Here is a 15,861-nt window from a genome sequence, read left to right on the forward strand (position 1 = left end):
TTTAACATATCTCTATCTTTACATAATCAACAAGTGAAAAATTTAAATCCTTTTATTCCCCTACTTTTCGTAAATTGTTATTATTTTTTAGTTCTTGGCCTTATCGAAACCAGTTCCTTTTTTAGGACTTTGCCACTTTTTATATTAAATTACCTTTTGCTAAAATATATATTTTTTACATATTTTTTTATATTTTAAAGCTGCTAGCTTCTTTTAAATACCGCTTTAAAATGCCATGGGCGCAATCCCTTATTTGTTTAAAAAGATCTAATCTGTTCTTTTATATTTGACTATCGCACATGATTAAATTTAATTTTAAAAAATCCGGGCACAAGTGTGCCTGGATTTTTTGACCGTGTTTGATTTGTTTTGATATTTTTATTATTTAAACGCGCCTGTTAAACTGCTAGTATCAACATCTTGTCTTTCTACTTCACTGGCTTGAAATAGTGGTTGGTTATAAATATTGTTCTTATTAGCAACAATGTTTGTTCAAAATTTATAAATCTCGGCATTAAAACTTCTTGCTTGAGCATTATAGTTTCTAATAGTTGCATAAATTTCATCTTCTTGAATAGCAATTTCGGTTTGAAATTGAAGATATGATCTATCAGCTTTTAGATTTGGATATTGTTCAATTTGAATATTAATTGCTCTTTGAACTGAATTTAACGTATCTGATACTTTTGCAACGTCTTTTTCTCCCTCTATGTCAACTAGTTGTGAACGTAGTTTAATTATTTCTTTCTGAGTTGATTGTTCATATTCGGCATATCCTTTAACAACATCAAGTTGTTTAATCAATGTTGCTCTTCTTTTCTTTTCAGCCGCTTGAATAAGAGAAGATGCCTCTTGAATTCTATTCATTCTTTCAAGCAGTTCATTTCTTTTGCGAATGGCAACTAATAGTATTATTCCGATTGTTATAATACATAAAATTATAAATAACGTTCTTTCGCCTTTAGTTGGTTGTGGAATTTTGATTGAATTATCAACATTAGGCTTAAACCCTTCATTTGATTGAGGTGTTCTTGAATCAAATAGCATATTGCCTCCTTTATGATTAAATAATTATACTATCTAAACATAGCAAAAATTTTATTTATCTCATCTTCACTAATTTTTTCGTTTATATAAATATATGCACCGTTACTATCAATTGATATTTTATAATCTTTATTAGCAATAAGCGATTTTTTTATTCTGTTAACAAACAAAAGGCAATCATCTAGTTCATCACTTCTATTATTATGCAAGCTCTTATTAAAGGCTAAATATTTATCTTTATATTTCGCTGCATCCATAAATGAATTTGAAATTGAATTTTCTCGAAACAAATCACCATATGATACAAAATCATTATCTTCATTTAAGGAAACAGAAGGAATTCAAATAATAAATTTTTCTTCTGTAAATAAATGAAACCTTTCAAATGGCACCTTAATAATAATCCCACTTTTATATACTTCATCAATAAGTTGCTCTTTTCAATATGAATCAATACTAATCTTTAAAATAAGGGCATTTGAGCGCTTTATTCCAGTATCTTTCTTATATTCTCTATCAATAACTTGTTCTACATATTTAACATATAATTCACGAGCATTATCTTTTGTTTTCATTGAAAACTTATTTCCAGTAATTGCTTTATTAATTACATCAAAATAATTAAAAAAGTTTGTTTTATCCTCACTAACACTAGCATCTTCATAAACATAATCGGATAAATATCTCTCACCCCGTTTTTCATATTTTTCTGATGCAATATTTGGATTTAAGTATGCCTTAGTCATTGCCTTAAATACAGGTATTAAATTATTTGCAATGATTAAAAGCATTCTTGAATATATGTCGCCAATAGTAATCAAATTATTTAAATCAAATAAAAATCCCATCCAATTATGCAATGAGGAATAACCGATTTTTTCCTCATTATAAACTCTTGAAAGCAATATATTATTTTTATGCTTACTAAATAGTGGTCCTGGATAACCAAAATATTGCGCATAGTTAATAAAATTTTCTTGCGTTTTAACCTTAAAATAGTCTATAAAACCAATTTGATTATCATAATTAAAATTGTAATTTTTATAAAATTCCGGTCTTTCGAGTAAAAATTCTCCTTTTCTAAAAAGCTTATTATATTCTTTCTCGTTTAAATATTCTCGAGTTTCAATAAAGCTTAGATCAGAGCGATAATTTGTTGGAATATTTAAGGCATGCATGGCCACTATAAATGGTGTAGGCTCTGTATGATAGGCATAAACAGCTTCTTCTACTCACGAATCCTTAGTCCTAACAGTAATATATCCAACGCCTCGTGTTACAACATCTCTTCATTCTTCAATGTTATATAAAACATCATAAAAATAAGAATTTCTAACTTTATATTTTTCTATCGCACTAAAACCGTAAAAGTCATCTCTATTAAAAATAGGACTAAATTCCTTTTCACAAATTCCATATATTTTTTTAATATCCATTAGTGCTAAAACTTTATTTTTTCATTCCAACATTGAATACTTATTAAAAATTGTTGCTAGTATACTATTATTTTCATTTATTTTTGTTTGAATAATAGATAGCTTTTTACTTTTAAATTCTTTGAAATCTTTAATAGTTTTTTTATTATTATTAAAGATACGGATAAAAAATAAACCTATTATTAAAAAGAAAAGAAAAATTATCAAACCATTAACAAATTTCCTAGAATTAATTTTGTTTTCCTTCTTGTTCTTGATAATTTCTTGCTCTAGTTCTTTTATTTTATTAATATTTTCATCAACAATTTTAATTTCGTTTTCATTATTCTTATAGACTTCTTCCTCAAAAATTTTATCAAGAGCTGGCTTAATATTAAATGCTAATGGTTCGTATAAAGTATTAATCTGGTTGGAAAAAATTTTATTTCAGTCTATTTTCTTGAATTTGTTTTGTTCCAAAGTACTTGCATTCATATCTTAATTATTCCTTAAAATAGATCTTCTTTATCTTTTATCAAAGTAAAGTTTTGTTTTGGCTTTTCATATTGCTTCTTATTATTAAAAGCACTATTAATTTTAAAATCTTTCTTTTTTTCAATGCCTAGATCATCCTGATCAAAAATATTTTCTTTTTTATTAACTTCCTCATTTTTTAAAACAACAGATTCTTCTTGTTTATCAATCAATATTTTTTGTTGCTCATCAATTTTTTTTAGGCCCGCCGGATTAATATCCAAATCACCAGAATTTAGAGTACTAATGTTTTGCTCATCAATTAAGCCATTAGTAATATTTTCTCGATTTTGATCATCATACATTGATGCTTCAAATTCCTGCGTGCTAAAATCAGGTTCATCTGGAATTATACATATACTATCAGCAGTTACCTCTCTCGAATCACTTAAGGCACTATCATCAAGAATGTATACTTCTTGACTTTGTACTATTGATGTATCATCAATCAGTATTGTCTCCCTGGTGGCATTATCTTCGGAAAAAATATCTTTCTTATCTAAGTTAACATTAAGATTATTTACTTCCATATCTCTTTTTAGCTTTTTATTTCTTAGTGATATTTTCTTCAATTTTAAATCACTAATAAAAAAGAAACATAAGCTAATTACCAAAATAATGATAGGAATGATAAACGATAAAACGATTCCAATCTTATTACCAGGAAAAGCCATCGCCACATATATAAATGAATTAATCAAACCTGCATTTCATTTATTTGGCAATCATAAATTTTGTTCATTCTTAAAATCAGAATACCATTTATCAAATATTGCTAAAAAAGCATTTTTAGAATTATATGGTGCCGGCTTCAATTTAGCATAGTAAATTGATGTGCCCAATAAAATTAGCGCAATAAAAATAAACAAAAGCCGCCATAAGCTAAAATGGAAAACACCAACAGAATATGTGTTTTTCATTTTAAAGATATTCTTAATTGCTAAAAAAAACAAATATAGAAAAAAAATAGGAGAAAATAAACCAAAAAACATTCCAAAAGTGTATGTATGTATTGTCGTCAAGCCCTTAACATTTAAAAAAGATACAACAGTAAAAAACACAACTATAAAACATATCATAGTCCAAATAAAAGGTTTGTCTTTGGATCAAAAATATGTCTTTTTTCTTTTTATTTTTTTAGGAATTTGCTCTTGTTTTGTATCATTTTCAATATTTGCTTCTGATGCCATATTATCCTCTAAATTTCATATAAAGTTATAACAATCATTGGTTCTTTTGATAGCACCTTAAATATTTTTCTTTTTATACTTTTCCGTAATTTTTCCTGTATTTCTTTTAAATCAATATCATTAGCCTTTTTATCCTTAAATTCTTTAGAAACCATGTCATTAACAATTAAGGTAATAGTTTCTTTATTGTCTTTAGTGATTATCCCATAAGAAGAAATATGAAGTTGACCAATTGGTTGTTTGGTTTTATAATCAACTAAAGTGCTTATTGCAATAACTCCGTCTCTCGAAAGATTTTCGCGTTCATTAATTACTTCCTGAGAAATATCGCCAACGCCAAAACCGTCGATAATTGTATCCCCAACAGATTTAATAGAATGTTTTTGGGATATAAGCTCATTGTTTAAAAATTCTGCCACTTTACCATTTTGCAAAATTATACAATTGCCAAAATTCATTCCTGCATCACGCGCTACATGAGATGCAACCACTAAATAACGATAAAGTCCTTGTATAGGAATAAAATATTTTGGTTTTAATGTTTTGATTATATTATATATATCTTCTTTAGCAGGATTACATGAATAATATTGATCTGAGCTTAATTCAATTAAATTTGGTGTGTTTCTGGCTATTTCATCTAATGTCAATGCGTAATTAACTTCAAGGCCATTTACAGGAGGCGCAATTATTATTACTGCATCATCAGATCTAAGTTTTAAATAAACGTCATTATTTGATGCGATTCTAATGAATCTTAAATATAGCCTTTCAATAGCACCAGTAACAAGAATTACTGCATTCTTTGTTTCATTAGCAACACGATAATCAATGAATTCTGGTAATTGAAGATCTGGGTTAATTTTTGATACTAAATTAATAAATTGCGAATAATTTCTTCCATATGTAACAACAGGACGATTATATCTTTTGGCTAGAACTAAAACTTCGTGTGCTGTTATCATATCTTCATCATACAAACCAACTATTATTCTCTTATTATTAGGGGTTTCCTTGAATTTATATTCAATTTTTTTTGAAATTCAAAGTTTATCTATACTTCTTCCAGGGTAATTCGAATGCCCGGAATCTAAGATTAATAACTGCAATTTCTTTCCATTATTGATAATTTGTCTAATTTTAGGAACATCAGTTTTTCCATAAGGACCCAAGTCTCCATCAACAAAATTTGCCATAAAGAGAATATTTCCATCCTTATATTCGAAGTTAAAACCTATTTGTCCAATCAATCCACCAGCTAGATCAAAAGGAGTAACAACTACATCATTAAATTCAATAGGCATGCTAATTGTTTTTACATCATAACTATGATTATTGATATTATATTTTGAAATTCTATCCATAATAACAATACGATTAAATGGACTTGTATAAATTTTTAGGTTGGGAATTCTCATTAATAATCAAGGAATAGCAGAAAATGATTCATTTTTAACGTCGGTTATAAACACTCCAACAATATCTTTCTCTCTCTTCACAAGGTAATCATAATTGCAAATTAAAGTATCAATCCCGTTATGCGAATTTATTGGCACCTTAGTTCCTGAATTAATAATAAAAAGTTTTTCATTAATCTCCAAAACATAAGAGTTTTTACCATTTTCATCCAATCCACCTAGTGCAAAAAAATTTATTTTGTTCATATTCCCCCATATCAAAATTATTCATTGAAATCTTATAAGAATTTAATTAAAATAATTTTAGCAACTTTTTTTATTTCTATAAGAAATTAAAAAAAATAAAGCGGTCTACGCTTTATTTAATTAGGAACTCAGCCCACACATAAGTATGATCCGAAAGCACAGAACCGTTTCGAATTTTTTCATCTTGACCAATTTCAATTCCCAATTTTGTTAATTCTTCAACAAGTTTGCTATCCTCTTTTGTTTTATAAATATCAAAGATGCCAGATTCTTCAAGTTTATAATCGGTTTTATAAAAAAGTTTATCATATGGTTCTGAGAATCTTTTGGTTGTACCAAGTGATGTGCTGAATTTTTCAGTGTCACCAAACACAGACTTATATTTTCCTTTAAGTGTACTAAAAACAAATGATTGTTTTCCGAGTTTTATATTAGTGTCTCCACCAAAGAAAATATTGCTTTGAGGTCCATCTATTGAATCAAAATAATCTAATACATTAACTAGTTGTTGGCCCTCTCTATATTCGAATGTTCCAACCCCTTTATTTGTTTTTTCACCGATTGCTCTATTTGACTTAGAAGCTCCTGGAGCGTCAAAATGATCGAATACAAAAGTTAGTTTAACATCTGGTTTTAATTTATATTTAAATTTTATACCATAGGGAGGTCTTGCATATTGAGCCTTTTCACTGCTAGAACTAATAGTAAATTCTTGTGTATAACTATAGCCAATTTCGCCATTTGAGAATGCTTCTGGTTCCATTTCTTTTGTGTTATATATAACTGCTACATGCTCTGCAACTTTAGGCCCAAATTTATCGCCTTTCAATTTTTCTGAAGCTATGTATGCATACATATTTGAACTTGATAATTTATTCATTTCATCAACAATATTTTTAACACCATCAGCATTATCAACCTCAGTTAGGCCCAAAACATCAAAATTTTCTTGTTTTGCTAGATAAGCAATTCTTTTGGTTTTCTTTTCTTGTTTTGTTAAATCACCTGTGAAATTTAAAATATTTCAATGCCCATATTTAACTTTATTGTCGCCACTTGGATCAGGTTGCAAAGGTTCTTTGTCCTTCTTTTCATCATCTTTATTATGCTCAGTTTCACCAGGATTCTTTGGTAGTGGAGTAGATGAAGAATCACTTGATCCATTATTTTGTTCTTTACTATCGTTGCCCTTACCTTGGCCAGGATCCTTTGTATCCTTATTTCCTTCTTCTTTTTTTTCTTTTTCAGGATTTTGTTTTAAGTCCTGGTCATTATTCCCATTATCTTTTTCTTGGCTTTCCTTTTCTTCTGGCTTTTTGCTATGATCAACATCATTATTATTTTTATTACCGCAACTTGCAGCAATCAATGGCAACAACACAAGTGGTGATGCACATAGTGATAATAATATTTTCATCTTTTTGCTTTTATTTTTCATAATATAAATTTTACTACTTTATAAAAAATATCATCTAGGAGATATATAGTTTAGGTTTGCCCTCTTTTAAATTTGCAATATTTACTATAAAATTTTAAAAAAATAAAATTATAAATTTTTGTTTTTAATTTAAGCTATTTTTTATCAAAATCATAACCTAATTCAAATAACAAATCCTTTATTTCCTGAGCTTTTGCAAAATCTCATTTCTTTGAAGCTAACTGCATCTCTCTAATTAATTCATTAATGTATGACTTTTTAGCCTTTAATTTATAATCATTACCAAATTTAGAATTCAAAATAAGATCAACATTAATTTTGGGAATCGGTTTAATAACCGTTTTTGGAATAATATTGTGTTCTTTGTTAAACTTTATTTGAATTTCTCTCTTTTTTAAATTATCATCTATAGTTTCTTTCATTGCTTCAGAAACTTTATCAGCAAAGAAAACTACTTTTCCATGGTCGTTTCTTGCGGCTCTACCAACAATTTGAATAAGCGAAGATGTATCTCTTGAAAATCCGTTTAAATCAGCATCCAAAACAATAATTAAACTAACTTCAGGTAAATCAATGCCCTCTTTCAATAAATTAATTCCTATTACAACGTCGAACTTTCCCATGCGAAGGCCTGCTAGAATAGCATTTCTTTCAAAAATTTCTAATTCATGATGAATGTAAGCTGATTTAAATTTTTTTTCTTTTAAAAAATCCGAAAATTCTTCTGCGCTTTCTTTTGTCAAGGTTAATATTAATGTTCTTTCGTTTCTTTGAATCTGCGATTTTAGTAAATCATATATTTTGGCTTGTTGATTCTCTTTAGGCATAATCTCGATTTCTGGATCCAACAGCCCAGTTGGCCTAATAATCTGTGTAATAACCTCACCATTAGCATATTCAATTTCTCTTTTTTTGCTTGGTGTTGCAGACATATAAATGCGAGGAAAATCATACTCAAAAAATTCTTCATATTTTAATGGCCTATTATCAAGAGCAGATGGTAAACGGTAACCATATTCAACAAGAGTATCTTTTCTTGATTTATCGCCGAGATACATTCCTTCCAATTGCGGTAATAATAAGTGACTTTCATCGATGTAAATCACAGCATCCTTTGGCAAATAATCAAACATTGTATAAGGTTTTTGACCTGGCAGTCTACGATCAAGATATCTTGAATAATTTTCCATGCCTTTTGTATAACCAAAATCTTCAATAGAAGCAATGTCAGCATTAATGCGCTCATTTAGCCTTTCATACTCAAGGAGTTTGTTATTCGATTTGAAAAAATCTAGCTGGCTAGATAATTCATCTTTAATCTCTGCAGATATCATTTGAATTCAATCTTTATTCATGATATAAGTGGTACATGGAAAAATGGTAGTACTGCTAATAATTTCAATAACATCCTTAGTTATAGAATTAATTATTTTAATACTCTCAATTATATTATTCTCATTAACTTCTATTCTTATTTGGCCATTATGCTTATAACCAGGGCATATTGTTAAGACAGAACCATATGCAGAAAATTCACCAAATTCAATATCAGGATAGATCTTTTTGTTTTGATAACCCATTTGTACTAATGAATATTTTATTTCTTTGATGCTTATGCCCATTCCGACATAAATATTTAATAAATATTTCTTGTACTCATGTGGATTAAAAGCGCCATAAATTGCTGCAACAGATGCGACAACAATAGTGTCCCTTCTATTGAGTAATGAATTAAAAGCTGAAATTCTCATTGATTCAATTTCTTTATTAATTGTAGACGACTTTTCAATAAACAAATTATCTTTAGGCAAATAAGATTCAGGACGATAATAATCAAAGTATGAAACAAAGTACTCAACTTTATTTTCGGGAAATAGTTCTTTAAGTTCGTTATATAATTGGCTAGCTAAAGTTTTATTATGACTAATCACTAAAGCGGGTCTATTGCTATTTTGAATAACATTGGCCAAGGTAAATGTTTTACCAGACCCTGTAACACCTAATAAAACTTGATGTTTTTTGCCCTCTTTTAACCCCTGAATTAATTTATTAATTGCTTGGGGTTGGTCGCCAGATGGCTTATAGTCAGAAACAAGTTTAAAATTCTTCATAATTTAAATTATATACTAAGCATATTTATCTATCAGAAACATCCCTTCTATATAAAATTATGATACAATTAGTTAATTATGAAGATAGCAAAAAAAATATTATTAACATTAACAAGTATTTCTGTTCCTTGCATCTCTACTGCCCTAGTTGTTTCGTGTTCGAGAGGCGAATCATTGAATGATTTTGCGAAAGCCTTCGTTTTAGGAACGGCTGGTAGAGAAAACTATAAAAAAGATACTAAAACACTAGATTTAAGCAAAACTAATCTAAAGGTTATTCCAGCTGGAGCCTTCTCAGGAAATTCATTACATGGTTTGTTTTTAAACACTAATGAACAATCGCATGCAGCTCCTGAATTTCTTGCTGCACCAGGAATCTTTGATATTAAAAAAAATGAGATTAATATAGAAAAAATTATTCTTCCTAGCAGTTTAGAAATTATTGAAAAAGGTGCTTTTGCCAATTTAGGATTAAAAGAAATTCAATTTGATATTTCTTCAAATAACCTAACAAAAATTGAAGAGGAAGCTTTTGCAAACAATAGATTAACTAAAGTAGAACTACCATCATCAATTGCAGAAATAAATGAAAAAGCATTCTATAACAATCAAATAACTTCAATCAATATCGAAGCCGCGGCAAGACTAAAAAAACTAAGTTTTGGTGTTCTCGCTAAAAATAAATTAACTCAAATAAATTTAAAGAACATTAACACTATTGAAGACTCGGCGTTGGCGCTAAATGAATTTACAATGCTTAACTTACCAAAAAATGTTACTCGTGTTTCAGAAAAAATGTTTTTCTTCTTTGGAAAAAATAGTGATGCTCATAGCGTAGAATTAACCATTGAAAATGATACTGTTAAAAAACAACTAACTAACGCGCTTAAAGAAAATAATGATCTTCACTATTCAATCAAATAATTTTTGATCAGCTAATGGCTGATTTTTTTATTTATTTTTTGTTTTTTCGGATTAAAAACTATTTAATTATTCTGATTTTAAGCTAAAACCTAATTATCCAAAATTAATTAGGAATAACTTTATTAAATATTTGATTTATTTGATCATAAGCATTAAAATTTTAATCTTAAAGATTGTTTTATTAACGAGATATGATTTCGTAATTAAATATTAAGAAACAATATAAAAATATCCTTGCTTTATTTGCCTATTAATTCTTAAAAATTATTCATTAATCTTTATTATCTATTGCATAACAAAGAAGGCACTTATATTATGCTGCTCCCCAAAAAGGTGAGGAAATATCCACGAAAAATAACATTTGCACATTATAGTATTTTTAAAAAGATAGTGCGCCGCTATTATATTAACGCTTATTTTATACTATGAACATAACATAATAATTCTTTTTTTAAAAAATCAATAATTTAATTTTAGATATTTGCTGCTTTAAAGTTTTTTTGCAAATTTCTTCCAAGCTTCTGTATTTCAGCGTAACAAATATAATAAAGTCCTAAATAGTGGATCAATTATTGCAATAGAACTTAAACTTATTAAAAATATTTCTTGACTTATATTATTGCTTCCAAAAAGAATTAAAATATATACAAAACTAGTTTGTAATCCAATCATTGTGAATATAGAAATTAAATTAGGCATTCAAACATCATTGGCTCCCCACAAAGATCTTAATGTTGTTAATGGCCCTACATCCATCAATGATTTAATTGCAAAAATGCTCATTAAAATGTAACAATATTGGTTTATTAATTTTGTCTCTATTGAATATATTTTAAACAAAGGGTAAGTTAAAATAATTCCCAAAATGCCGAATAATAGCTGAACTATAAAACCCGTTTTATAAGCCAAATTACCAATTTTTTTAGCCTTTTCAAGTTTATTTTTTCCGATTTGTGTTGCCACAACAGATGAGGTAACATAACTTAATGCTAGCAAATAAGCAGCGAATAAATCATAGATATTATTCAGAGCCCTTCAAAGACCAATAAACCTATCATTTAATTTAGCGTCCGGAATAGCCTTGGATAATAAATATTGCGAAACAAATCAAATCCCTGTTTCTAGTGAGATCGGGAAACCAATTTTAAGAATTTCCTTAATATATTTATTATTCCATGTTTCTTTAAACTTAATTTTATGGTTCTTGACAACATATTTTTTCACTAAGATACTAGATATCACAATATTAATTAATGAACCTATGATAATTTCAAGTGAGGCTAGGAATGCATTTTTTATTACAAATAGAATCATAAAAATTCAAATTGTTCTAACAATTGTTCCAACAATTACGCCAATTATAGCAAGTTTATTTTTCTTTATTGCTTGTAATGAAGAATTCATTATAAAAGCAATGGAGGTTATAAAAATATCAATAGTACCAATTCTTAAAAATTTTATAGCAAAACTATGTTCATTTTTAACTTCTACTTCAACATTAGTTGGAATATAATTGATCCCATCAGCAAATCCACCAACAAATATTTTATGATTTAAATCAAGTTGATAAACCTGCTCTAATTTTAAGCTAGATTTCTTTAAATTACTTATAAAATTGTTATAGTCAACTTCCTTTTTTCAACCAATAATAAAAGTATTTTTAGCACCTGAAAGTGATAAAAGTTTAGGAGCACTAAAAAATACAATTAAATATATTACGCCATTCAAAATTAGTGATAAATAAAAAGCTGATCAAAGAAGTTTTGCAATTTCTTTTTGCTTTCCTTGACCATAAAGATTGGATGCTACAACTAAAACACCAAGTTGGAATAATAATGGTAAGAAAGTTATTATTTTATATACAACAAATATCTTCGCAAAAGTATAAAAATAATAGCCATTGTAAGACCCATCAGCATGATAAACACGATTATAAAAACTGACAGCTAATGATCCCGCAATGGTAACTGTGGCGAAAAATAATGTCTGAATAAAAATGGGAAAAGATAACCTTAAAAGATATTTGAAGTTATATTTTTGTTTAAAATACTTGTCGTTTTCAATTGCTTTAATATTCATAGTTTATCTATTAATTTTACTAAAAACATAATTATAATTTTTATAATAAAATATATAGATAAAATCATATCAAAACATATAGGAGAAATTATGGGTTTCTGGTCAAAACTAAAAGATAAACTTTTTGGAACAAAAGAGGAAAGAATTGCAAAAAAACAAGCTAAAATAGAAACTAAGGAAAAGAAAAATCTTGCAAAAGAATTAAACAAAAAAAATAAATTAGAAAATTACATAGCAGGTTTATCTAAATCAAATTCCTCATTCATTGAAAGCATTAAACAAATACAAAATAGGCATAATAAAATTGATGATAATTTCTTTGATGAACTCGAAGAATTACTTATTATGTCAGACATTTCAATAAAATTAGTTCAAATAATAATTAACGAATGTAAAAAAGAAGTTAAAAACGAAAACATTCAAGACCCTAAATTGATTAATGAAATTATTGCAGACAAATTATTCACTTTCTATGCCTCTAATTCAATTATTGATACAAGTCTTAATGTTCAAGACAACCGAATTAATGTAATTTTGGTTGTTGGTGTTAATGGCTCTGGTAAAACTACTTCAATATCTAAAATCGCTCACAAGTTAATTCAAGAACAAAAAAAAGTTTTAATTGCTGCTGCGGATACATTTAGAGCTGCAGCCGTTGAACAGTTGGAGATATGGGCTAATAAAGTTGGCGCAGATATAGTAAAACCGCTTAACAATGAAACAGATCCTGCGGCAGTTGTTTATCGCGCAATTGATAAAGTTAAAAACGATAATTATGATGTTCTAATAATTGATACTGCAGGAAGATTGCAAAACAAAATTAACCTTATGCATGAATTAGCTAAAATTAATAAAGTACTGCAATCCAAAATACCAGGCGCTCCTCATGAAAGTTTATTAGTTTTAGATGCTACAACTGGGCAAAACGGTATTTCACAAGCAAAAGCTTTTGGCGAAGCGACAAATCTAACTGGAATTATTTTGACAAAAATGGACGGAACCTCAAAGGGGGGAATTGTATTAACAATTAAAGATGAAATTAATCTAGCCGTAAAATTCATAGGCTTAGGGGAAGGGATAGACGATTTAGCCGAATTCGATCTTGATTCATATATTTATGGTTTAATGAAGGGTATAAATGAATAATGGAAGATATTGAGGAAAGAGAAAAAATTATTAAATTGTTTGATAAATATGGGCAATTATTACCACAATCACAAAAGCAAGCCCTATATCTCCATTTAATTGAAGATTTATCCTTTGCTGAAATTGCTGATGAGTTGGCAATGTCAAGACCGGGCGCATTTGATGCTGTTAAAAAAGCAAGGCAAAAACTTATATTGCTTGATAAGAAACTGGGTTAAAAGTACTTATTTTGTTGAGTTAAAATAGTTATATTAATTTTAAAAAATATATAATTTTAAAAATAGTAAAACTTTTTAGAGGAGTTATTTAATGTCTTATAAATATAAAAGGGTTTTAATAAAACTTTCAGGAGAAGGATTAGCAAATAAAGAAAAACATTTAGCTATTGACTATGAGCTAGTTGAAAAATTTGCTAAACAACTTAAAGTTATTATTGCCAATAATGTCGAGGTTGCAATTGTTGTTGGCGGCGGTAATTTTTGAAGGGGAACAAGCGCTGCGAAAAATGGTATTCAAAGAGTTAGAGCTGATTACATTGGTATGCTAGCAACGACTATGAATGCACTTGCCTTACAATCAGGTTTCGAACATAACGGATTACAAACTAGAGTATTATCTTCATTAACACTAGATCCCAAGGTTTGCGAGGTTTATATAAATGAAAAGGCTAAAAAATACCTAAAAAGTGGCGAGGTAGTAATTTTTGCTGGCGGAACTGGTAGACCTTTTTTTACAACAGACACCGCTTCAACATTATATGCTTCCGAAATAGAAGCTGATGCAATATTAATGGGTAAAAACAATATTGATGGTGTGTATGATAGTGACCCTAAATTCAATAAAAATGCAATTAAATTCAATACATTAACTTATGATGAATTGCTTGAAAAAGACCTTAAGGTTATTGATCAAACCGCTGCATCAATGGCAAAAGAAAATAATATTGATATAATAGTTTTTGATATTAATGAAAATGAAGCATTATTAAGAGCTATTGAAAATAAGATACCAAATACAATCATTGCTAATAAAAAATAGAGGAATTATGGAGTTAAGTTTTTATATAGAAGATTTAAAAAAGAATATTAAAAAAACAATCGACAATTTTGAAGTGCAATCATTAAAAGTTGCTGTCGGAAAAGCAAACCCCGCTTTGATTAATAAAATTAAAATTAATTACTATGAATCGTGAATGAATTTAGACGAATTAGCTTCAATAAGTTCAAATGGGCCATTAGAATTATTAGTTAAACCTTATGATATGGCAATTCTAAAAATAGTTGAAAAAACTCTTATAGACCAAAAACTAAATATTACTATTATTAATATGGGACATCAATTAAGATTAATTTATCCGCAAATGACAACAGAAAAACGTATGGAAATGACTAAGTTATTAAATCAAATCGCTGAACAAGCAAAGGTGGGGATAAGACAAATCCGCCAGGATATTAATAAACACATCAAAGCAGATAAAGAACTGTCAGAAGATCTACAAAAGAATTATTTGGACCAAATCCAAAAAGAGATAGACAAATCAATTGAAAACATAAATTCACTAACTAAAATAAAAGAAAAAGATTTAATGACAATTTAATAAAATCAAAATAGTTCATCGGAATTACTGAGAATAAAAAAAATAAGTAAATTTATAAGAAATATACTTGTGCAAAAAGGCAAAACTATAATAAAAGATTAATGTATCTCATTAAAACTAAAAAAGTTTTGTGTAAATCTATTAGACCTTTATTAAGAAATTTTATTAAGAAAGGTCTTTTAATTATAAAAAATAAAGAAAGAATAATTAAACCTAAATTATTAATAAATTCACAAACGGTTTTTAACAAACTGTCTCTTTTAATAAAAAACCGTTGTGCAAATTCTAAAGGTAGTGTAAAAAAGTGTGTAAGTTAATCTCTAACTTACTTTTTAGTAAGTGATTTGAGATTAGCAATTACACAAATGTAAATTTATTATACAAAAACAGGGCCTCAGTTAGGAACAACTTTATTTCATTTTTCTAACTGATTTTGGATTGCAAAATAAACTATCTTTATTAAAGAGTCATCAGTAGGAAATGAAGTTTTGTTTCTTGATATTTTTCCAATATTTCTATTTAAATTTTCGATGACATTTGTTGTATAAATAAGCTTTCCAATTTCGCTTAGAAAATTAAAAAAGCAATTAGTTCATCGGTGTTTTTTTGTCAACTTTTTAAGCGCATAGTGATATTTAGAATCTCATTTTTTTCAAAAATATCTGGGAATCTAGATACTTCATCTTAGGGACTATAGATATTTTTGTTTTGTTTAC

The 15,861-nt window shown here is 27.8% G+C and carries 13 protein-coding genes; 5 read left to right on the forward strand and 8 right to left on the reverse strand.

The window, feature by feature from the left end; genetic code table 4:
* Positions 1-381 precede the first annotated feature (381 nt).
* From ACWXVO_RS00270 to uvrB, 6 genes are all read right to left on the reverse strand, one after another.
* Complete coding sequence (locus ACWXVO_RS00270) at positions 382-1,047, reverse strand: LemA family protein (RefSeq protein ID WP_444704914.1); 666 nt, start codon at positions 1,045-1,047, stop codon at positions 382-384.
* Positions 1,048-1,076: 29 nt separating this feature from the next.
* Positions 1,077-2,957: a hypothetical protein gene (locus ACWXVO_RS00275; RefSeq protein ID WP_456001738.1), complete on the reverse strand. Its 1,881-nt coding sequence runs from the start codon at positions 2,955-2,957 to the stop codon at positions 1,077-1,079.
* Between the two features lie 14 nt (positions 2,958-2,971).
* Positions 2,972-3,916: a hypothetical protein gene (locus ACWXVO_RS00280; RefSeq protein WP_456001741.1), complete on the reverse strand. Its 945-nt coding sequence runs from the start codon at positions 3,914-3,916 to the stop codon at positions 2,972-2,974.
* A gap of 278 nt (positions 3,917-4,194) precedes the next feature.
* Positions 4,195-5,850 (reverse strand): ribonuclease J, encoded by a 1,656-nt coding sequence (locus ACWXVO_RS00285; RefSeq protein WP_438340519.1) that lies wholly within the window; start codon positions 5,848-5,850, stop codon positions 4,195-4,197.
* 112 nt (positions 5,851-5,962) lie between these two features.
* On the reverse strand, positions 5,963-7,288 hold the full coding sequence (locus ACWXVO_RS00290) for an MnuA family membrane nuclease (RefSeq protein ID WP_456001744.1): 1,326 nt from the start codon (positions 7,286-7,288) through the stop codon (positions 5,963-5,965).
* Between the two features lie 134 nt (positions 7,289-7,422).
* Positions 7,423-9,399 (reverse strand): excinuclease ABC subunit UvrB, encoded by a 1,977-nt coding sequence (gene uvrB, locus ACWXVO_RS00295; RefSeq protein ID WP_456001747.1) that lies wholly within the window; start codon positions 9,397-9,399, stop codon positions 7,423-7,425.
* Positions 9,400-9,477: 78 nt separating this feature from the next.
* On the opposite strand from uvrB, the gene ACWXVO_RS00300 reads away from it, so the two are divergent.
* Entirely contained in the window at positions 9,478-10,323 is an 846-nt protein-coding gene (locus ACWXVO_RS00300) for a leucine-rich repeat protein (protein ID WP_456001750.1), read from the forward strand.
* A gap of 489 nt (positions 10,324-10,812) precedes the next feature.
* Here the strand turns inward: ACWXVO_RS00300 and ACWXVO_RS00305 are convergent, their stop codons facing one another.
* On the reverse strand, positions 10,813-12,402 hold the full coding sequence (locus ACWXVO_RS00305) for an MATE family efflux transporter (RefSeq protein ID WP_456001753.1): 1,590 nt from the start codon (positions 12,400-12,402) through the stop codon (positions 10,813-10,815).
* A gap of 90 nt (positions 12,403-12,492) precedes the next feature.
* On the opposite strand from ACWXVO_RS00305, the gene ftsY reads away from it, so the two are divergent.
* The 4 genes from ftsY (at position 12,493) to ACWXVO_RS00325 (ending at position 15,145) form a co-directional block, all read left to right on the forward strand.
* Positions 12,493-13,548 (forward strand): signal recognition particle-docking protein FtsY, encoded by a 1,056-nt coding sequence (gene ftsY / locus ACWXVO_RS00310; RefSeq protein WP_456001756.1) that lies wholly within the window; start codon positions 12,493-12,495, stop codon positions 13,546-13,548.
* The gene (locus tag ACWXVO_RS00315) at positions 13,548-13,766 is read left to right on the forward strand and encodes a sigma factor-like helix-turn-helix DNA-binding protein (protein WP_438340513.1); all 219 of its coding nucleotides are present in this window, start codon (positions 13,548-13,550) and stop codon (positions 13,764-13,766) included. The genes ftsY and ACWXVO_RS00315 overlap by 1 nt, the downstream gene beginning before the upstream one ends.
* A gap of 91 nt (positions 13,767-13,857) precedes the next feature.
* Complete coding sequence (pyrH, locus tag ACWXVO_RS00320) at positions 13,858-14,586, forward strand: UMP kinase (RefSeq protein WP_438340512.1); 729 nt, start codon at positions 13,858-13,860, stop codon at positions 14,584-14,586.
* Between the two features lie 7 nt (positions 14,587-14,593).
* Positions 14,594-15,145 (forward strand): ribosome recycling factor, encoded by a 552-nt coding sequence (locus ACWXVO_RS00325; protein ID WP_438340511.1) that lies wholly within the window; start codon positions 14,594-14,596, stop codon positions 15,143-15,145.
* A 376-nt stretch (positions 15,146-15,521) separates the two neighbouring features.
* On the opposite strand, the gene ACWXVO_RS00330 is transcribed toward ACWXVO_RS00325, so the two are convergent.
* Positions 15,522-15,758, reverse strand: coding sequence for a transposase (locus ACWXVO_RS00330; protein ID WP_456001759.1), 237 nt, complete (start codon positions 15,756-15,758; stop codon positions 15,522-15,524).
* Positions 15,759-15,861 lie beyond the last annotated feature (103 nt).

The sequence above is a fragment of the Mycoplasma sp. 1890 genome, from assembly GCF_053851615.1.